This window comes from Dyadobacter ginsengisoli DSM 21015, assembly GCF_059568735.1.
In genome coordinates, this window is the sequence record NZ_JCANTY010000007.1 from 309,332 (window position 1) to 329,016 (window position 19,685).

The window sequence follows — 19,685 nt, forward strand, 5'->3', positions numbered from 1 at the left end:
AAGTTGAGGTTAGTTGAACGGATTAAAAAGCAAATAAAAATCCTATACTGAGGGCCTGGGCAAACTGAATCTTGTTGCTCTGGTCTTCGTCATAAACCACAATGGCTCCCAGGTTGACGTTGACATACTTATTGATTTTTGCTGTCAGCTGGGCGTCCAGGCGGTTATCTATATTCAAGGGGTGTTTGAAGCTCGAAAACATCAGATATCTGAATTTCAGGTTCACGTCTTTCGCAATGTCCTTATCGAAATTGGCCACCAGCTGAATCAGCGCTGCTTCCGTACGCACCCGTTTACCAATAGGCACGCCATAGTTTTTCTGGTCGGGTGTGTTCACATACAGATCTTTGTCGACAACAATGGTTTGCCGCAATGCCCCAGGCGCCAGGTCAATGAAAAAGTAAGGAACAGGACGGTATTCGATACCAATCGCCTCTGTAACGTAAGCCGGCGACAAAATACCTGAAACTTTTTTCTTGACATTCATAGAATCCGGGTTCGAAGAATACTCATAGCCCGATCCGAACTGCGAAAGGAAGTTAAGATTTGCAAAGAGGCTCCATTTGGGACTAAGCTCCCGGTTATACTTTGTATCGAAGAAGATCCGATCCACATTTTTGCGGCTCTGCTGACCTTTGTTCCTTACGATACCATACTGCCCCTGAAAGTCATTGCGCCAGGAGTTTTTTCCAACCTTTTTCTCGCTCAAAGCATTCAGGAAAACTCCCAATGCGACGGAGTTAACACCTCCGCCTGTCCAGTTCGAACTGAAAGATCCCTGGTTAAGATTAGCCCCAAATTCAATTTTATGCCAGGCAGTGTCGTTAGCCGATTTGAGGCGTGCGGCGTTAATTGAATTGGAAAGGTCGACTTTGTTTTGAGAATAAGCCGGGATGGTCAGTAGTGCGAGTAAAGTAAAAGCAATTAAGGATACGTTGTGAAGTTTTACGCTCATTTTCAATGTATTTAGTGGATCAGATTATTTAAGTTTCCATCATGATAAGATCTTAGATTGAGGAGATAGCGGTTAAAGTAAAACAATTTCCAAACCTTTTAAAAAATTTTTAACCATTTCGGAAAGCTTCAAGATATTTTTTACGCAACTTTTGACGAGATCTCATCAAGCGCATTTTCACGGAACTTTCAGTTGTTTGGAACAAGCGAGCAATGTCACGAATACTGCGATCATCGAGATATTTCAGATAAATCATAGCCTTCTCTTCGACGGTTAATTTATCTAATGCAGCCTTAAAGTTTTTGAGGTCAATTTCTTCATCCAGAGCGGCATGAAGATTCATTTCGTCTTTCAGATCGACACCTCCCTCGTAAACGATTACAATCTTTCTCTTGCTGATACGCACGAGATCCATGCAATGATTGTGCGTGATGGAAAATAGCCAGGTGGAGAATTTGGCACCCTTTTTAAACGTGTTCATCTTGGAGATGAGTTTCAGAAAAACATCATGGGTGATGTCTTCTGCACGGGTAGCGTCCCTGGTGAGGGAAAGACATTTTTGATACACCTTCAGGGCATACCTTTCATAAAGCTTCTGAAAGTGACGATTGTCCTTTGATTCGATAAAAAGCCGAACTAGTTCTTCGTCTGTCGAATACTGTTCTGAGCAATTGTTGGTTCGTATTTCAACCATTCTGCCTGATGAAATGCCGCCGATAGCGTGTGTCTGAAATTAAATTGCATTTAAAGTTCTGTAAATATGAAAAAACAACGCCTGGTATACAAATTAGATACCAGGCGTTGTCAATATATTTTGTGAATGAACGGGCTTATCCGCCGATCGATACACGTTTGAATGACGATACAGTCAATCCTTTCGCAGTTTTTTCAAGCAGCTGACGGATAGTCAATGAAGAATCCTTCACGAATTCCTGGTTCAGCAAAGTACTGTCTTTGTAGAACTTCTGAAGCTTGCCCTGCGCAATTTTCTCAAGCATCGCTTCTGGTTTGCCTTCCGCTCTTGCCTGCTCTTTTCCAACTTCGATCTCACGCTCAACAGTTGCTGAATCCACTCCGTCCTTATCGAGTGCTATCGGCTTCATCGCAGCGATCTGCATCGCTACGTCTTTGCCCAGTTCAGTAACATCCGAACCGTTTACGCCTGCGAACGCTACCAACACACCCAATTTACCGTTTGAGTGGATGTAAGGTACAACCTGATCCGCTGTAATATTCTCGTAAGAAACGATTTCAAGTTTTTCACCCAGTTTACCAACCAGGTCAACGATATTCTCGCTTACCGGACGGCCATCTGCCAAAGTTGCAGCCAAAAGGGCGTCTTTGTCCGCGATGTTATCCGCTACCGCTTTGTCAAGGATAGCCTGCGCAAGGTTTTTGAAGTCTTCTACATTGGAAACAGGCTCGGTTTCGCAAGCAAGCGCTACCAATTTACCGTTAGTACCGTCTGCGCTGATATTGATCAGAACAGTTCCTTCTGATACAGCATTGTCAGCACGCTTAGCAGCTACTTTTTGTCCTTGTTTACGGAGAATATCAACGGCTTTGTCGAAATCGCCATCCGCTTCCTGCAGGGCTTTTTTACAATCCATCATGCCCGCGCCGGTCATCTGGCGGAGTTTGTTTACATCTTGTGCGGTAATTGCCATGATCTTGATAAAATATTATGTATTAATGTTTTGCGCCGAATGATCCTTTAACCGGGGATTATGAAATGGTTAAAGAATGCAATCTCAATGAATTTTAAAAAAATGTAGCCCATAGCAAGAGGCTATGGGCTACTCTATTATTCAGCTATGGCAAGTTGCGAAACTAAACCATATTGCCCTTATTACTCTTCGTCACTTTCAGCAACCTCCGCTTCCGCGGCTACTTCGGCGCGAGGAGCTGCCTCTTCACCTTTGTCAGCCAAACGTTTCGCTTCTTCCTCTTCCACCAGGCGCTGATCGTCTTTATCTTGTTTGCGTTCCATCAAACCTTCCTCGATAGCCTTTCCGATTGCCAGGGTAATCAACGAAATCGCTTTGTAAGCATCGTCATTACTTGGGATAGGGAAGTCAACCAATTCAGGGTTAGAGTTGGTATCGCAGATCGCAAAAATAGGGATGTTCAATCTTTTTGCTTCTGCAACCGCAATGTGCTCGCGTTTTACATCAACGATGAAAAGGGCTGCCGGAAGGCGAGTAAGGTCTGCTACACCACCTAGTACTCTTTCCAGTTTATCCTTTTCACGGGTAAGCATCAGGCGTTCTCTCTTCGCGATATTGTTAACCGTGGCTTCGTCTTTCAGCATCTTCTCCAGAGTCTGCATTTTCTTCAAAGACTTGCGAATTGTGCCAAAGTTTGTCAGCATACCACCCAACCAGCGGTCAGTAACGTAAGGCATTTTAAGGCGTTTTGCCTCTTCTGTTACGATTTCCTGAGCTTGTTTTTTAGTAGCAACAAACATGATCTTACGTCCTGAACGAACGATCTGTTTCAGCGCAGCTTCCGCTTCGTTGATGCAGCTCAAAGTTTTGTTCAGGTCAATGATGTGGATCCCGTTCTTCTCCATGAAGATATATGGAGCCATCCGTGGATCCCACTTGCGGGTAAGGTGACCAAAGTGGACACCTGCATCCAATAGTTCTTTATATTCTATTTGTGCCATTGCCAAATTTGATTAAAAATATTTTTTAGACTTGTTACGCAGCACGAAGCATCGGGCACGATAAGCGACGTCTGGACTTTGGGAGTCTAAAGTTTATGAGTAAAAAGTAGACTAACTCCTGACTCATGAACTTTGAACTGTTAACGTTTCGAGAACTGGAATCTTCTGCGAGCCTTAGCACGTCCGTATTTCTTACGCTCAACCATACGTGGGTCGCGGGTAAGGAATCCTTCTTTCTTCAATGGTCCGCGGAACTCAGCATTGTATTCAACCAGTGCACGTGAAACAGCCATACGGATTGCTTCCGCCTGACCTGAAATTCCACCGCCTCTTACGTTTACTTTGATGTCATAACCATTTCCTCCGCTGATCGTAGCGAAAGGCTGCTGAAGAACGATCTGGTGTACTTCAAATGGAAAATACTCTTTGTAATCGCGGCCGTTTACTTTGATATCTCCTTTACCGGGAACCATATAAATACGGGCCACGGCTGTTTTTCTTCTACCTATTGTGTTGATCACTTCCATGAATTACAACTGGATTTGCTTTGGTTGCTGAGCGCTGTGCGGATGTTCGGCAGCAGCGTAAACAAACAGATTTGTAAATAAACGACGTCCCAAACGGTTTTTTGGAAGCATACCTTTTACGGCTTTCTCGATCACACGCTCAGGGTGTTTTTCGAGCAACTCACGAGGAGTTTGAAAACGTTGACCTCCCGGGTAACCTGTGTGACGAACATAAACCTTGTCCGACATCTTCTTACCTGTCAACTTGATCTTATCGGCGTTGATAACAATTACGTTATCTCCACAATCCACATGAGGAGTGTAGCTTGCCTTGTGTTTGCCTCTGATAATCTTTGCAACCTCACTGGCCAGACGACCAAGAATTGCATTTTCAGCATCCACAACAACCCACTCCTTGTTTACTGTGTTTTTGTTCGCCGAGATGGTTTTGTAGCTTAACGTATCCACGATTAACAAAAAATTAAATTGATTTTCAATAATTTACACTGTAACAAGACAGTCCATCGCAAAATGGGAGTGCAAATATAGAGTTTAACAAATTGAATTACAAGTATGTTTATGAAATTCATTGTCATTCCCCGATTGCGAAGGCCAATGCAACGTACGGCAATCCGTAAACAGTAGTCACATGTCGCTGGTTGTTATCGAGGTAAACATTCAAACCGTCCACACTGCGGGTTGTGTAAGTAGTTCTTCCGTAGAGGTACCCCACCTTGACACCCAGCTCCCTCGAAGCCCGAAAGCGGACATAAGCTTCCGATTGTCCGGTATTCTTGTGAAACGCGAGCGGCAGTGCATTAAATACCGTAGGCTTGGTGGACAGCCACTGGTTGTAATGCGGCGCTCCGGTTCCCGGTGTCTGCGTGTTTTTTTCGTAGAAACCATGGCGTTTGGTTCCGTAGGTCAGGCCGATCAGGTCTGTATTGACTCCAATGTCAAATTTCCAGAATGTCAGATTCAAACCTGCCATAAAACTCAGACCGTTGACGGATATGTTCCTGTATTCCAGTATATCCTTAACGCCCGCAACACGTTTGCTTTCAAGGTTTTTCCTCCCAGCATAATACCCCCACGCGCGAAAACCCAATCCGAGCCTCAGCCATGGAAATTGCTGCGAACCTACCTCTTCATGGTAGGCAATAGAGGGAGCCCAGGAGCTCCTCCCGAAACCGGATCCGACATCAAAGCCGGCGCTGATCGGGGAAATTTGCTGTGCGTGTGCAAAAGTGGTTTTCAGTAATAAAATGACAACCAGTACTTTTAAAATTCTCATGACTGAATCATTTGGACCATGGATTTATTTAACAGTTCTATGAACCTTCTATTTTTTACAATAATAGCTGATCCCCTCAAGAAATTGTCCAAGCAACTTCCGGAACGTGTAATATTGTTCCTGATCATCCTCACCAGCGGCCAGGCATTAGCTCAAGGCACCGATCATTTATCCTTCGTTCCATTGTTCAATGGTAAAAATCTCGACGGCTGGGTGGACGTGAACACTTCCAAAGAAACCTGGAAGGTTAAAAACGGCACACTCATCTGCTCTGGAAAGCCGATTGGCGTGATGCGCTCCGACCGGCAGTATGAGAACTTTGTCCTCGAAGTCGAATGGAAACACATGGAGGCTGGCGGCAACTCAGGCGTGTTTATTTGGAGCGAGGGAACTCCGCAGGAACATGATCCTTTAACCAAAGCAATAGAAGTGCAAATGCTCGAACTGGACTATGCCCCGCAACACAACGCAACAGATGACTACGTCCACGGCGAACTCTTCCCGACCATGGGTATGACGGCCATTCCCGATAATCCGCGCGGCATTCGCAGCAAATCGCTCGAAAAGCGCTGCAAAGGAAAAGGCGAATGGAACAAGTATGTGGTTGTCGCAGTCGACGGCACTGTAAAACTGTCCGTGAACGGTAAGTTCGTCAATGGGTTGCGGGCCTCGGAACGAAAGAAAGGATACATCTGTCTCGAAGCCGAGGGTGCTGAAATTCATTTCCGGAACATGCGCATTATGGAGCTGCCCTCTGGTATCACCACGCCGGAGCAGGTAGCGCCAATAGTGCATTGATTTGGGAAGTTGCCTTTCTACCAATATCTTGGTAATGATTTCAATCTGTTCGGCATGAAAATCTCTTTCATTGGCTCTGGAAATGTGGCCTGGCATCTTGCACAGGCGTTTGAAGACGCCGGTCACTGGATTTGCGAAGTATACAGCCGTGACACACAAAAAGCACGTCAGCTGGCTTCCTCCCTCTATGACACCAATATCCAGCCTGACCTCAATTTTGCCGAAAGCGAGGCCGAAGTAATCGTTATCGCCGTCACCGACGATGCTATCGAAAGCATAATCGAGAGAGTCGTACTCCCTGAGGGTGTCATACTGGTACACACATCAGGTACCCGCTCGCTCGCTGAATTTCAGAAGCTTGTCGAAATTTACAGCGACGTATATGTTCACACGGGCGTGTTTTATCCCTTGCAGACATTCACGAAAGATGTTGAAATGGACTATAAAGAGCTTCCATTCTGTATCGAGTCGAGGAACGAGCTGATCGAGGCAAAACTCATGCAACTGGCTTCCAGCATCAGTGACAATGTGACGCGGATGGATTCCGATGAACGTTTTATCCTCCATGTAGCCGCCGTTTTCGCGAGCAATTTTACCAATTACATGCTCACCATCGCCCACGATCTGGTGGAACGCGAACAACTCAACTTCGATCTCCTGAAGCCGCTCATTCAAACGACTATTTACAAAGCCATGCTTTCCGATGATCCGTCGATCGGGCAGACCGGCCCGGCACGGCGCGGCGATTGGAAAACCACCGCACGCCACCTGGAATACCTTCAGGAAACGAACGAGGACTATACCGAAATATATCGCCTGCTGACCGACAAGATCCGCAATCTCTATATTTCAAAATAATAAGAAGCCGTACCGTCCCGAAAAAAGTTAGGCTATATTTGCAGGATTCACAATTCGGCTATTCATGAATTCGACTCTAACGGAACGTTTCAACCGCATTACCACCTTTATTTTTGACATCGACGGCGTTATGACCGACGGCAGCGTCATCGCCCTCGAAACAGGCGAGCAACCCCGCATATTCAATGTACGGGATGGCTATGGCATCAACCGTGCGATCAAAATGGGCTACCGCGTCGCCATTATCTCTGCGCAAAGCCAGGTGGGCGTAAGGAAACGACTCGAATACCTCGGAGTCACTGATATCTTCATAGGAACCTCGCCAGATGGCAAGTTGCCTGTTTTCAAAAAGTACCTGGCCGAAACCGGCCTTTCCGAAGAAGAAATCGTATTCATGGGTGACGACCTTCCCGATTACGAGGTCATGCGTACGAATATCATGGGTGCCTGCCCTGCCGACTCCGCCGACGAAATTCTGGCCATAGCCGACTACATCTCCCCAAAAAACGGAGGCCGTGGCGCCGTTCGCGACCTGATCGAGCAGGTGATGAAAGTGCAAGGGAAATGGATGGCCTGGTTTGAATAAAAAACTTGGTGGTGGACAAGAAAAAGCGCTATTTCCCAAATCTGAACGGTATCCGTGCCATTGCAGCATCGCTGGTGGTATTTCATCACCTCGAACAGGCCAAGCATGCCCTGGGCATCGCCAATGTGTATGATATGCCCATTATCCAGCACGCAGGCAGGCTTGGCGTGGGGCTGTTTTTTGTATTGAGCGGGTTTCTCATCACCTATTTGCTGCTTGAAGAACGAGGCCGGTTCGGCGATGTCGATGCCAAAAAGTTCTACCTGCGGCGTGTGTTCCGCATTTGGCCGATCTACTTTCTGATCATCGGATTATCCTTCTTCGTTTTCCCACATATCCCTGTTTTCGATTATCCGGGGATTGAAGAAAAACTGACGGTTGACCTCCCAGAACGGCTTACATTGCTGCTGTTGATCTTGCCCAACTACGCATTTGTCCTCTATGACCTGCCGTATTGGTGTGCACAAACGTGGTCTATCGGCGTAGAAGAGCAGTTTTACTACCTCTGGCCCTGGCTGATCAAATATCCCAAAAAACGCATTCCGATCGTGATATTCTTCCTTTTACTAACGGCGGGGCTCCTCTACCTGGGACTTGAAATGGTTGATCCGTCGGTAGAAACGCGCGAATCGATGATTACCACTTTCCTGGGGCAGTTCCGTATTCAGACGATGGCATTAGGAGGTTTTTGCGCGTGGCTGGTTTACAAGGACAAAACACAGATCCTGAACTTCGTTTTCAGGAAAGACATTCAAATTATCGCCTACACGATCCTGATCGCATTGTTCTTTTCAGGTGTGCATTTCTTTGGGTTTCTGGAGGTATATGCATTGTTCTTCGCATTCTTTGTACTGAATGTCTCTTGCAATCCCGATACAATTGTTAAACTGGGCAATCCGGTAATGGACCATCTGGGCAAGATTTCCTACGGGCTTTACCTGTACCATGTGGCGGTGATTGTAGTGATTGTCAATCTTCTGGCCATGTATGCTCCAAATTGGGAAGGACCTGTTTATCAGGTTGTTCTTTATGTGCTGAGTTTTATAGGCTCGATGGCAGTGGCTACTTTTTCTTACAACTATATTGAAAAACCACTGCTTGCATATAAGGACCGGAAGTTCGGCCGCTAGCTATTTTACCTTAGGCAGTTCGGACATCCGGTAGAATTTTAATTTCTGCCTGCGGGCCTCGGCTAAGATACTCGCCAGGAATGCCACGTCAAACCCGTATTCTCCTTTTCTAATTGCATCTTTTTGGTAAAGGGGCGCATGCCCAAAAACCATCAGCGCAGTGCCACTTTCACGAGCTTCCCGAATAGCCTCAGCAATCTCCTCCTCCGTCACCTCGTCGTAATCGATCATCAATGCATCCACTTTTTGCTCCCTTTGGAATGGATAATAAATCCAGCTCATCCATCGCGGCGGCAAGGCATATAGCTGAACATTCTTGAATTTCCTTCTCGCGATAGCCACATCGCGCAAAATCGTAAACCCTTTCGCCAGCAACACGGAATCGACGCGGTCGTTGTGATTTCCTCCCGGGTGCGCATAGGAAGTAGGTTTAAATCCCGCCGCTGCCATATGCCGCATTCCCGGTTCAAGTTCGGTTTCAATGTATCCTTTCGGTCCGCCGGCAGCCATTAATTCAGTGGATTTAGCATGAACAGTTCCATGAAAGCCGATCTCGTGCCCTTCCTTTTCCAACTGTTTCAGCATCGCAACCTCTTCTGCATTCAAACTATCCGGACAAGTGATGAAGAATGTCGCTTTCGCATTGTATTTCTGAAATAGGGGCCTGAGCTCGTACCATTCTTTGATAAAATGATCATCAAACGAAAGCGCAATGCCGCCTGCTCCCGGTTTGCCGGATTGCGGCCCGCAGCCCGGCAGACCTGTGGCGATCACGGCCAGGAGCATTACAAAAATGCCGGATTGGAATCTCAAACGGGTCGCGAGGTATTTCAAAACTTCGGAGATGATATGTTATTTTCGCTAAATTAACCACACCGATGAAAATACTGCACACCGCCGACTGGCATATTGGCAAAAAGCTCGATAACTTCTCCCGCCTCGACGAACAACGCCTTGTACTGGAAGAGATCTGCGAAATCGCGGAGCGGGAGCACGTGGACGCTATCGTCATTGCCGGGGATCTGTTTGATAACTTCAACCCATCTTCTGAGGCGACCGAACTCCTGTACAGCACATTACACCGCCTTTCCGCCAATGGCACACGCGCGGTGATCGCTATTGCCGGCAACCACGACTCTCCGGAGCGAATTCAGGTACCGGATGCATTAGCTAAAGTTTGCGGCATTCTCTTCGTCGGTTTCCCGAATACTGAAGTAAAACCGTTCTGCACGCAGGGAAAGGTCGATGTCATACGCACCGCTCCCGGATTCCTGGAAATCAATTTACCGAACTGCAATTTTCCCCTGCGCGTCCTCCACACGCCTTACGCGAACGAACAACGCCTGAAGACATTCCTGGGCGTGGAAGAGTCGGAGGAGGCATTACGCATTCATTTGCAACAGCATTGGCAGCAACTCGCTGACCAATACCTCGACGACCGTGGCTTCAATCTGCTCGCAACGCATTTATTTGTCATGCAAAAAGGCGGTCCCATGCCGGAAGAGCCGGACGATGAACGCCCGATCCTCCATATTGGCGGTGCGCAAGCTATTTACACTGAAAACTTCCCGCAGCAGGTCCATTACATTGCATTAGGCCATTTACACCGTTTCCATCAGGTGGATAAGCTTCCGGCGCCATCCGTGTATTCCAGCAGTCCGTTGGCTTACAGCTTTTCGGAAGCCAACCAAACGAAATATGTTGTTCTGATCGAAGCCGAAGCCGGTAAACTCGTTGGTTACAAGCCAATCGAGCTCTTGAAAGGCAAAAAACTCCGTCGTAAGCCATTCCATAGCATCGACGAGGCGATCGAATGGCTTGCAGAACATCAGGAAGATTTGATTGAACTCACCATTATTTCCGATAACTACCTCGAAGCCTCGGATAAAAAGCGGCTAATGGAGGCGCATTCTGGTATAATCCAGATCATCCCGCAGATTAAAAAGAGCGAAGTTGCCGATACTTCATCCGAAGTGAACCTTTCGCTTAGCATAGAGAAGTTGTTTCAGGAGTATTTCAAATCCAAAAACAAAGGCCAGGAACCGTCCGAAGGACTGATGGAAATTTTTCGCGAAGTTTTGGGCCAGGAAGGGGAGTAGCGGGCAGCGGGCGCGTAAACAAAACAGGCTACCCCTTATGGAATAGCCTGTCCTGCGCTTTATTTGCTTTTGGAATGTCAGCTCGCTCTTCTAAGCTTCGCCTCGATCGTCTGTTGTGTATGCGGAACAATGCGCAGGCGCTCTTTCGGGATCAGTTTGCCTGTATCGATACAGACGCCGTAAGTACCATTCTTAATGCGGATCAATGCATTTTCAAGCTGCACCGAATATTTCTGGAGACGCGCTGCCAATTGGCTCAAGTTTTCCCGCTCACTGGCATCCGCCCCATCTTCCACCAACTTGGCCGCACCGGATGTGATATCCGTGCCGCTGTCATTTTTTTTACTCAACCCTGTTTTGATGTAATCCAGCTCACTCCGGGTCGCTTCCAGTTTGCCGCGAATCAGCTCTTCAAACTCCCTAAGTTCTTCCTCTGAATATCTTGTTCGTTCTTCTTGCATATCTGAATTGATTTGTTAGTCTACATCAAGGAGCGTTTCGAGCACAAAAGTACTAGTATTCTGCCTATTTCGGAATAGTATTTAATTAATAACCACTTTCAAATGAGAAACTTACTAACACTGATACCAGGGAGTATAACGGAACAAAGCCAAAACCTGAGGCGGTAATGGCTTTGTTGAAAAATCTCTGAGTCTTATTTATAAAGCACCGATTTGACGGCGTCTACAGTTCGCTTGACGCTCGGCAGGATCTCTTCGATCAGTGTCGGCGCGTATGGCAGAGGCACATCGCGGGAAGTCACGCGAATCACCGGCGCATCCATGTAGTCAAACGCATTGCGCTGAATGTGATAAGCGATCTCCGAAGAAATAGAAGCCAGTGGCCATGCTTCTTCTACCACCACACAACGGTTTGTCTTTTTCACAGATTCGATTACGGCCGGATAGTCGATCGGGCGCACGGTTCTCAAATCAATCACCTCCACATCGATACCTTCTTTTTCAAGCTGCAATGCAGCCGGCATCACCACCCGCGGAATCATTTTACCGAAAGAAACAATCGTAACGTCCTTACCCTTGCGCTTGATATCGGCCTTACCCAGAGGGATCAGGTATTCTTCCTCCGGCACTTGCATCTTGTCCCCGTACATCACTTCCGACTCCATGAAAATCACAGGGTTATTGTCGCGGATCGATGATTTCAGAAGACCTTTTGCATCGTAGGGATTAGAAGGAATGACAACTTTCAAACCGGGCGTATTGGCAAACCAGTTCTCAAAGTTCTGTGAGTGCTGTGCTCCCAGCTGTCCCGCGTTTCCGGTGGGTCCGCGGAATACGATAGGGCAGCCGTACTGACCACCGGACATCGAAAGAATTTTGGCTGCACTGTTGATGATCTGATCGATCGCTACCAGCGAAAAATTGAACGTCATGAACTCGACGATCGGGCGGAGGCCATTTCCTGCTGCGCCTACTGCAATCCCGGCAAAGCCAAGTTCTGCGATAGGTGTATCGATGACGCGGTCGGGACCGAACTCGTCCAACATTCCCTGACTCGCTTTATAAGCACCGTTGTATTCCGCAACCTCTTCCCCCATCAAAAAAATACTCTTGTCAAGGCGCATCTCTTCCGACATAGCGTCGCGAATGGCATCTCTGAATGCTAATTCTTTCATTCGTATTCTGATAATTATTAATTCTTAGAAGAAACCATCGCAAAATCCTTTCATCTGAAACAGACCCGACCTGCGCGGTTACATTAAAAGAGGTTTTGTATACTTATTTCAAATTGATCTGGTAAAATTAGAGAAACACGGCCAATTCTCAAATTCTTTCAGAGAACCATTCTGTTAAAAAACATCGCAAATGCGGCCTGATCCGGCGTTACATAGGAATGACATCTACTTCGACCGAAAGTGTGTGTTTCCCGTAACTGAATATAATCCCTTTCAGCGGCGGCACATCGCTATAATCACGTCCCCAGGCAGTCACAATATGGCGCTCACCAGGAACAATATTGTTGGTCGGATCAAAATCGCACCAGCCGTAATCCGGAATGAAAACCGATATCCATGCATGTGAGGCATCCGAACCCTGTAACTTAGGTTTACCAGGCGGTGGAAGCGTTTCCAGATAACCGCTGACATACCGCGCCGCAAATCCGAAACTGCGGATACAGGCAATCGCCAAATGAGAGAAGTCCTGACAGACCCCTTTTTTTGTAGCCAACACCTCCCTGATCGGCGTATTAACCGTTGTGAAATCAGGTACAAAGTCAAACTCGTTGTAAATTTTCCGGCAAAGCCTTGTAATGCAGTCATACAAAGGCAGGTCGTCACGAAAACAGTCACCCGCGAAAGCCCTGACATCCGCATCCCATTTGACAAGCGGACTGGGCAATATGTATTCCAGCAATGCAATTTTCAAAGACCTGTCCCCTGTCAGCCGTTGCCTGGCCTCTGCACAGCTTACTGACGACGGAATGAACAACGATCCCGTACTTTCGGTCAGCCGCTCCACGATACCCGTCGTGAGCACGGTCAAAGTCTTATGCGGGGAGTGCAGGGAAAAATAGTGTATGGTATTCCCATAAAAATCGACCCTTTCGCTGATTTGAGCCGGTTCAGGAGTGATCTTTATGTTAAAACCCAGACAGAGCTGGTCTGGCATGGTACGCGGAGTGAGACATACAAGGCTATGATAGTTATTCACGGCCTCTGCATACTTGTACACGGTTTTATGGATCAGCTTATACTTCATCCGTATCGTAGTCCATGGGTTCAAAAGAGTGGTGTATCAAGGCATGGCTGAAATACTGGTTGGTCAGGTAGGTGGATACCGAACTCAACAGTTGGGCTACTTCTGCGAGCAGGCCGAAAAGCTCTTCCCGTTCGTTATCCGCATTGCATTTGCTCAACTCCTGGATATTGGAGAGTTTGATGAGAGTCGTAGCCCTCAATGCAAGTTTTTCGGCCTCATTCAACCGCTCCCCTCGGGTAGTGGCTGGCAATTCGCTCAGATTCTTCCGAAGCTCGTCGAGCATGTAAGTCAGTGAATAAGGCAGCCTTGCTTCCAGCAAAATCATATCCAGCATAGTCTCCACACTTAAATGTGACTTGTAGATCTGCCGATAATTGACCAGCATATGCTGATTAATCAGCGTGGCTTCGATCAACTCGTTTTCCACTGCAGGCGCACGGCTTACTCCAAAATTGGATTGGATTACGCTGATCCGCGAAAGAATCCGTTCGATCAGTTTGCCGGTTTCCAGCAACAGAAAGCTATTGTCGCGCGGCATGCTTTCGGCGATCACGCCGAGAAATGTAAACATATTGTTGAACAGGCCATCCAATGTACGCTGGATGTTGGCATTGTTCATATGCGACACATTCCGTAATTCATGATAACCATTATCGATCAGGTCCACAATACGCCAGATTTCAAGCTCCCACTGATTCCGCACTGCTCCTACCGCATTCAGGAACAATCCGATATTGGAAGCCACCGAACCCGGACGGTACGGATCTGAAATCAATATGGCTATTTCTTTATATGGATCATTCAGCTTTTCGTCCCCGTCCAGAAAACCCGGATAAGTGGCCGAAACATGCGTAAGTGATTGTAAAAGGACCTTGATATGTTCCTGTTTGGCTGACCCACCGAAGTTGCGGTCGAGATTCAGGACATTAATCGTGATATTCATGAATTTGATCACCGCCATAGCACGTTCGCAATAGCGCCCCACCCAAAACAGGTTTTCGGCACTCCGGCTCGGCAAAGAAACATGTTTGTTCACCGCCGCCGGTGTATTGAGCACGATCCGTTCCTGTGGCTCCTCCGATTTGTCCGAAACAATCCAGGTGTCCTTCGAAAAACCTCCCTGCTGGTTGGAAATCACAAACCGGTCCTTCACAGCCGAGCTCCTTGTAAGCCCACCCTGCATAACATGGTAGCCATTTTCGTCGGCCACCATAAATGCCCGCAATGCAGCATACCTCGGTTCAATGGCACCATTGATAAGCGACGGCGTAGTCGAAAGACTTACCTCCTGCTGCGCAATAAACTCATGCGGCCGTTGAGAAATCATTCTTTTCAGTTCCGCTTTCTGTGCCTCCGTTTGCAGACGTCCGTAAATCGAGCTGAATTTCGACTTGCGGTTCGCTTTTTTGATGATGAGTTCATCAATATTATCGAGCACGTAAGTCAGTTCTTTCTGATGCCCGCACCACCAAGTGGCTACATTGGGCATAATGAGCTTCTCGCCCAGGAAATACTGACATATATTCTCCATAAATGCCAGGAATGCGTGACTTTCCACCACACTTGAACCCGGCGGATTCAATACCTGCACATTACCCAGACGGATGGCCTGCAATAAGCCTGGTACGCCAAGCCGCGAATCTTCCCTCAATTCCAGGGGGTCGCACCAATCGTCGTCTATCCGGCGGATAATCACGTCCACCTTTTGCAGTCCGTCAATGGATTTCAGCCACACACTACCGTTACGGACCAGCAGGTCATCACCCTGCGCGAGCGTATAACCGAGATAGGAAGCGAGGTAAGCATGTTCAAAATAGGCCTCATTGCCTGGTCCGGGGGTAAGGTAAACAATGTTAGGAGCATCCCTGTTTTTATCGGAAAGCCTTAGTACGGTGTTTTGAATGCTGTTGAAAAACGGAGAGAGCTTGCTCACGTACATCCCATCGGCAAGCTCGGGCAGCAGCTTGCTCATCACGATCCTGTTTTCGAGCGTATATCCCGATCCCGAAGGCGCCTGCGTCCGGTTGTCCACGACCCACATCTGCCCGTCGGGCCCACGGGCCATATCCGCCGCGAACAATGTCAGTTGCGTCGGGCCGGGGAGCTTCACATCGATACAGGGACGGAAGAAGCCGGAATTTTCAAATACCAGCTCAGCGGGAATCACCGCGTCTCTGACCAGGTTACGCGGCCCATAAAGATCTTTTAAGATCAGATCGAGTAGCACTGCCCTTTGCTGCAATCCCTTGGCGATGCCATTCCATTCCTTCTGCTCGATCAAGAAAGGAATAGGGTCGAGCTGCCAGGGACGGTTCATGCCATCGGGGCTTCCGTATACATTATAAGTAACCCCATTCTCGCGCAACTTGCTTATAATCTCCTGGTTACGATTATTAAGTTCTCCGATACCCAATTTTTCCAGCGTATTGAAAAGTGCCTGCCAGTGCGGCTTCAATTTTCCGTTTGTATCCAGCACCTCATCGTAGGAAGTCAGGCTGTGTTGATAAGATTGTAGCAGATTCACGGAAGCCTCGGTAAGCATATTTCAAAACAGGGTTATGCTGCAAATCTATTTCGATTTCCAGTATTTACGTAAATCCAGTGTATTGGGATACTCCGGATTGATCAGTTCAATGGGTGTGTCGCCCTTCATTTCCTTTTTCGTTTCGGCTACAAACCGGGAAACACCCGATGTGGTTTTTTCCATGATCGGCACTTCGCGGGTAGCCGAAGGAGTGTGCCCGAATCCCTGGAACAGACTTATCTTGCGTGATTCGGCCTCAAAACTATTGACTGGATAGGTGTCGAAACTGCGCCCACCGGGATGTGAAACGAAATAGGTGCAACCGCCCAATATACGGTTATTCCAGGTATCGACAATATCAAAGACCAGCGGGGCGTCCGCGCCGATCGTAGGGTGCAATGCCGACGGCGGGTTCCACGCTTTATAGCGAATTCCCGAGACATATTCTCCTTTGATACCGGCACTACGGAGCGGCACACGGCAGCCGTTGCAGACCAGAATATGTCGCCCTTCTACAAAACCACTCACTTTGACCTGCAATCTTTCCAGCGAAGAATCGACAAAACGTGCGGTTCCTGCATTGGACAATTCCTCTCCCAAAACATGCCAAGGCTCAATACCCAGGCGGAGTTCCAGCTGGATATTGTCGACGGTAATGCCGCCATAATGCGGGAAACGGAATTCAAAGAACGGGTCGAACCATGAAATATCGAAGTTATACCCCGCGGCTTTCAGGTCGTTCACCACATCTACCATATCCAGGTATGCAAAATGCGGCAACAGGAAGCGATCGTGTAGTTCGGTGCCCCAGCGGATCAACTTGTGCTTATAGGGTTCCTTCCAGAATTTCGCAATGAGCGCCCGCACCAGTAACGTCTGGACGAGGTTCATATGCTTATGAGGTGGCATATCGAATGCCCGGAATTCCAGAATTCCCAACCGCCCGGTCGAAGAGTCAGGGGAATAAAGCTTATCCATACAAAACTCCGACCTGTGCGTATTGCCGGTAATGTCAACCAGCAGGTTACGGAAAATGCGGTCCACCATCCAGAACGGGACTTCGCCGTGCTCCGGAATCTGGTCGAATGCGATCTCTACTTCATAAAGTCGTTCGTCGCGCCCTTCATCGATTCGTGGTGCCTGGCTGGTGGGCCCGATAAACGGCCCTGCAAACAGGTAGCTCAATGCCGGATGATGCTGCCAGTAAGTGAGCAGGCTCCGCAACAGATCGGGGCGGCGCAAAATCGGACTGTCGGCGGGCTTGGCACCACCAATGGTAACGTGGTTACCTCCGCCGGTGCCGGTATGGCGGCCGTCCACCATGAATTTATCGGTCCCCAGCCGTGAGAAGAATGCCTCCTCGTACAATGCGCTGACATTGTCCACCAGTTCCTGCCAGTTTTTGGCCGGATGTATATTGACTTCGATCACGCCCGGATCGGGGGTCACGATCAATTTTTGGACACGGTAATCCGAAGGCGTTGGATAGCCTTCTATCCTGACGGGCATTTTCAGCTTTTCCGCTGTTGCTTCAATGGACGCCATCAGGTCCAGATAATGCTCAAGATAATCCGTTGGCGGCAGGAAAATGTAAATGATGCCATCCCGCTCCTCCACGCAAAGCGCCGTTTTGATCACCGGTACATCAAACAGCAAGTTGTTCTGAACTTCATCTTCCTGCATTTTCTCTTTCTCCTCATCTTCCACAGGTTGCTGGTTATGCGGCAATTCGTAAGTCGGCGCCACCGATCCGTACCGTGCCTGAACGATGGGCTGATAGTCGGCCAAAGCAGGTAGGTCTTCGAACGGACTGCGCTCGACAGGTTGCGCCCGCCGCTCTTTCGCCACTTCCGGCAATGAAGTCAGCGGGAGACGGTAACCCAATGCCGAATTCCCCGGAACCAGGAAACAGTTGTTCCGCCTGAATTGCCAGGCGGTGCTCGCCCAGTGCTTTCCACGTTCTTCCCACGTCAGCGGCAACACAAAGCCAGCCGGATTGTTCAACCCTTTTTCGAGCAGCCTCGCTAAAGTCCTGCGCTCGATCGAATCTTTCAGGTTCACTTTTAACGGGTCGACATTCACAGGCAGCTTCCCTTCTTCCATCGCCCAGTAAATGGGGTCTTCATAAGCTGGGGTAATATTGTTGGTATCGATTCCGAGGTATCTGGTGAGCTCTGTGGCAAAAAGTTCGGCGTCGCGGAAAGTAAAGTCCGTCTGTCCTTCCTTGGCAATGAGGTTATCGTTCTTCCACATCGGAATGCCGTCGTTCCGCCAGTACAATGCATACTGCCAGCGTGGGAAAAGCTCTCCCGGATACCATTTACCCTGTCCGAAATGCAGCAGGCCACCGTGTGCAAACCGGTTTTTCAACCTTAGCGAAAGATCGTATGCCAGTTGCCGTTTCAATGCGCCATCTGCGGCCGTGTTCCATTCGGCCGATTCAAAATCGTCGATTGATATAAAGGTCGGTTCTCCGCCCATCGTGAGCCGGACATCACCTTCCTGCAAATCTTTTTCCACATCATAACCTACCTGCATCACCGATGCCCATTGTTCTTCTGAATAGGGTTTGGTTACGCGCGGGTCTTCATGGATGCGAAAAACCTTGTTGTCAAATTCGAAAGTAACTTCGGCGATGTCGGTAGCACCTGTAACCGGTGCAGCGCTTGCGTAGTCGGGTGTGCAACAGAGTGGAATATGCCCTTCACTGGCAAACAGCCCGGATGTCGGGTCCAACCCGATCCAACCTGCGCCGGGCACATAGGCTTCTGTCCACGCGTGCAGATCGGTAAAGTCCTCCTCAGGCCCGGACGGGCCGTCGAGCGACTTGATATCCGAAGTAAGCTGCACCAGATAACCCGATACAAACCGGGCGGCAATGCCCAGATGCCGCAGTACCTGCACCAACAGCCATGCCGAGTCACGACAGGAACCGCTCTGGATCGTGAGCGTTTGCTCACAAGTCTGAACCCCGGCTTCCATCCTGATATTATATTGGATAGCCTTGTAAAGCTCCTGATTGAGATAAACCAGGAAGTCGACGGTTTTAATATCACGGTCGATCTTCAATCCCCCGATAAAATCCATGAGTTTCGGACCCGCTTCCCGTGGTTCGAGGTATGGGCCCAGCTCTTTTTCGAGGGTATGCTCGTACGCGAACGGGTATTTATCCGCATAATCCTCCACAAAAAAATCAAACGGATTGATTACCTGCATTTTAGCGATCACTTCCACTTCAATGCTCAGTTCGGTAGCCTTTTCCGGGAAAACGACCCGCGCCTGATAGTTTCCGAATGGATCCTGCTGCCAGTTTATAAAATGATTCTCCGGGGCAATTTTTAGGGAATAACCTTCTATTGGCGTGCGGGAATGCGGGGCGGGACGCAACCTGAAAATATGGGGAGATAATGAAACACTCCGGTCGAACTTATATCTTGTTTTGTGCGAAATAGCAACTTTTATAGCCATAATAGGAGTATTACAATATAATTAGATAATTTGGCAATCAGGAAAATATGATAGTCTAAACAAATGCATTAAGCTTATT

18 protein-coding genes are annotated in these 19,685 nt (G+C 48.2%); 5 read left to right on the forward strand and 13 right to left on the reverse strand.

All coding sequences use genetic code 11. The features are described 5' to 3' along the window. Positions 1 to 22 precede the first annotated feature (22 nt). The 7 genes from BP71_RS26130 to BP71_RS26160 form a co-directional block, all read right to left on the reverse strand. A complete protein-coding gene (locus BP71_RS26130; protein WP_496384517.1) occupies positions 23 to 955 on the reverse strand; it encodes a DUF3078 domain-containing protein in 933 nt (310 codons plus the stop codon). A 109-nt stretch (positions 956 to 1,064) separates the two neighbouring features. Beyond that, the gene (locus BP71_RS26135; protein WP_496384518.1) at positions 1,065 to 1,649 is read right to left on the reverse strand and encodes an RNA polymerase sigma factor; all 585 of its coding nucleotides are present in this window, start codon (positions 1,647 to 1,649) and stop codon (positions 1,065 to 1,067) included. A 136-nt stretch (positions 1,650 to 1,785) separates the two neighbouring features. After that, positions 1,786 to 2,622 carry a translation elongation factor Ts gene (tsf, locus tag BP71_RS26140; RefSeq protein WP_496384519.1) on the reverse strand — a complete coding sequence of 279 codons (837 nt, stop codon included), beginning with the start codon at positions 2,620 to 2,622 and terminating at the stop codon, positions 1,786 to 1,788. A 182-nt stretch (positions 2,623 to 2,804) separates the two neighbouring features. After that, positions 2,805 to 3,623: a 30S ribosomal protein S2 gene (gene rpsB / locus BP71_RS26145; protein WP_496384520.1), complete on the reverse strand. Its 819-nt coding sequence runs from the start codon at positions 3,621 to 3,623 to the stop codon at positions 2,805 to 2,807. 140 nt (positions 3,624 to 3,763) lie between these two features. Next, positions 3,764 to 4,150 carry a 30S ribosomal protein S9 gene (gene rpsI / locus BP71_RS26150; RefSeq protein ID WP_204658745.1) on the reverse strand — a complete coding sequence of 129 codons (387 nt, stop codon included), beginning with the start codon at positions 4,148 to 4,150 and terminating at the stop codon, positions 3,764 to 3,766. A gap of 3 nt (positions 4,151 to 4,153) precedes the next feature. After that, on the reverse strand, positions 4,154 to 4,597 hold the full coding sequence (gene rplM, locus BP71_RS26155; RefSeq protein ID WP_496384521.1) for a 50S ribosomal protein L13: 444 nt from the start codon (positions 4,595 to 4,597) through the stop codon (positions 4,154 to 4,156). A 124-nt stretch (positions 4,598 to 4,721) separates the two neighbouring features. Beyond that, positions 4,722 to 5,423 carry a hypothetical protein gene (locus tag BP71_RS26160; RefSeq protein ID WP_496384522.1) on the reverse strand — a complete coding sequence of 234 codons (702 nt, stop codon included), beginning with the start codon at positions 5,421 to 5,423 and terminating at the stop codon, positions 4,722 to 4,724. Positions 5,424 to 5,507: 84 nt separating this feature from the next. On the opposite strand from BP71_RS26160, the gene BP71_RS26165 reads away from it, so the two are divergent. The 4 genes from BP71_RS26165 to BP71_RS26180 all read left to right on the forward strand — a co-directional run bounded on the left by BP71_RS26165 (position 5,508) and on the right by BP71_RS26180 (position 8,795). Further along, complete coding sequence (locus BP71_RS26165) at positions 5,508 to 6,221, forward strand: 3-keto-disaccharide hydrolase (protein WP_496384523.1); 714 nt, start codon at positions 5,508 to 5,510, stop codon at positions 6,219 to 6,221. A 54-nt stretch (positions 6,222 to 6,275) separates the two neighbouring features. Next, positions 6,276 to 7,079 (forward strand): Rossmann-like and DUF2520 domain-containing protein, encoded by an 804-nt coding sequence (locus tag BP71_RS26170; protein WP_496384524.1) that lies wholly within the window; start codon positions 6,276 to 6,278, stop codon positions 7,077 to 7,079. 64 nt (positions 7,080 to 7,143) lie between these two features. Further along, a complete protein-coding gene (locus BP71_RS26175; RefSeq protein ID WP_496384525.1) occupies positions 7,144 to 7,665 on the forward strand; it encodes a KdsC family phosphatase in 522 nt (173 codons plus the stop codon). 11 nt (positions 7,666 to 7,676) lie between these two features. Beyond that, the gene (locus BP71_RS26180) at positions 7,677 to 8,795 is read left to right on the forward strand and encodes an acyltransferase family protein (protein ID WP_496384526.1); all 1,119 of its coding nucleotides are present in this window, start codon (positions 7,677 to 7,679) and stop codon (positions 8,793 to 8,795) included. On the opposite strand, the gene BP71_RS26185 is transcribed toward BP71_RS26180, so the two are convergent. Continuing rightward, positions 8,796 to 9,629, reverse strand: coding sequence for a polysaccharide deacetylase family protein (locus BP71_RS26185; RefSeq protein ID WP_496384527.1), 834 nt, complete (start codon positions 9,627 to 9,629; stop codon positions 8,796 to 8,798). A gap of 44 nt (positions 9,630 to 9,673) precedes the next feature. Between BP71_RS26185 and BP71_RS26190 the strand changes: the two genes are divergently transcribed. Continuing rightward, the gene (locus BP71_RS26190) at positions 9,674 to 10,894 is read left to right on the forward strand and encodes a metallophosphoesterase family protein (RefSeq protein WP_496384528.1); all 1,221 of its coding nucleotides are present in this window, start codon (positions 9,674 to 9,676) and stop codon (positions 10,892 to 10,894) included. 77 nt (positions 10,895 to 10,971) lie between these two features. Here BP71_RS26190 and BP71_RS26195 read toward each other — a convergent pair whose 3' ends face one another. From BP71_RS26195 to BP71_RS26215, 5 genes are all read right to left on the reverse strand, one after another. Next, positions 10,972 to 11,355 carry a TraR/DksA family transcriptional regulator gene (locus BP71_RS26195; protein WP_295925818.1) on the reverse strand — a complete coding sequence of 128 codons (384 nt, stop codon included), beginning with the start codon at positions 11,353 to 11,355 and terminating at the stop codon, positions 10,972 to 10,974. Positions 11,356 to 11,549: 194 nt separating this feature from the next. Further along, positions 11,550 to 12,530 carry a pyruvate dehydrogenase complex E1 component subunit beta gene (locus BP71_RS26200; protein ID WP_496384529.1) on the reverse strand — a complete coding sequence of 327 codons (981 nt, stop codon included), beginning with the start codon at positions 12,528 to 12,530 and terminating at the stop codon, positions 11,550 to 11,552. Between the two features lie 208 nt (positions 12,531 to 12,738). Next, a complete protein-coding gene (locus BP71_RS26205; protein WP_496384530.1) occupies positions 12,739 to 13,614 on the reverse strand; it encodes a transglutaminase family protein in 876 nt (291 codons plus the stop codon). Next, entirely contained in the window at positions 13,604 to 16,138 is a 2,535-nt protein-coding gene (locus tag BP71_RS26210) for a circularly permuted type 2 ATP-grasp protein (protein ID WP_496384531.1), read from the reverse strand. The genes BP71_RS26205 and BP71_RS26210 overlap by 11 nt, the downstream gene beginning before the upstream one ends. Before the next feature lie 45 nt (positions 16,139 to 16,183). Then, positions 16,184 to 19,606 (reverse strand): transglutaminase family protein, encoded by a 3,423-nt coding sequence (locus tag BP71_RS26215; RefSeq protein WP_496384532.1) that lies wholly within the window; start codon positions 19,604 to 19,606, stop codon positions 16,184 to 16,186. Positions 19,607 to 19,685: the final 79 nt, after the last annotated feature.

What these genes read in the sequence shown, in the direction of transcription:
- BP71_RS26215 (WP_496384532.1), bottom strand. Translation starts at nt 19,606, where the DNA reads ATGGCTATAAAAGTTGCTATTTCGCACAAAACAAGATATAAGTTCGAC.
- rpsB (WP_496384520.1), bottom strand. Translation starts at nt 3,623, where the DNA reads ATGGCACAAATAGAATATAAAGAACTATTGGATGCAGGTGTCCACTTT.
- BP71_RS26135 (WP_496384518.1), bottom strand. Translation starts at nt 1,649, where the DNA reads ATGGTTGAAATACGAACCAACAATTGCTCAGAACAGTATTCGACAGAC.
- tsf (WP_496384519.1), bottom strand. Translation starts at nt 2,622, where the DNA reads ATGGCAATTACCGCACAAGATGTAAACAAACTCCGCCAGATGACCGGC.
- BP71_RS26190 (WP_496384528.1), top strand. Translation starts at nt 9,674, where the DNA reads ATGAAAATACTGCACACCGCCGACTGGCATATTGGCAAAAAGCTCGAT.
- BP71_RS26130 (WP_496384517.1), bottom strand. Translation starts at nt 955, where the DNA reads ATGAGCGTAAAACTTCACAACGTATCCTTAATTGCTTTTACTTTACTC.
- BP71_RS26200 (WP_496384529.1), bottom strand. Translation starts at nt 12,530, where the DNA reads ATGAAAGAATTAGCATTCAGAGATGCCATTCGCGACGCTATGTCGGAA.
- BP71_RS26175 (WP_496384525.1), top strand. Translation starts at nt 7,144, where the DNA reads ATGAATTCGACTCTAACGGAACGTTTCAACCGCATTACCACCTTTATT.
- rpsI (WP_204658745.1), bottom strand. Translation starts at nt 4,150, where the DNA reads ATGGAAGTGATCAACACAATAGGTAGAAGAAAAACAGCCGTGGCCCGT.
- BP71_RS26205 (WP_496384530.1), bottom strand. Translation starts at nt 13,614, where the DNA reads ATGAAGTATAAGCTGATCCATAAAACCGTGTACAAGTATGCAGAGGCC.
- BP71_RS26195 (WP_295925818.1), bottom strand. Translation starts at nt 11,355, where the DNA reads ATGCAAGAAGAACGAACAAGATATTCAGAGGAAGAACTTAGGGAGTTT.
- BP71_RS26170 (WP_496384524.1), top strand. Translation starts at nt 6,276, where the DNA reads ATGAAAATCTCTTTCATTGGCTCTGGAAATGTGGCCTGGCATCTTGCA.
- BP71_RS26160 (WP_496384522.1), bottom strand. Translation starts at nt 5,423, where the DNA reads ATGAGAATTTTAAAAGTACTGGTTGTCATTTTATTACTGAAAACCACT.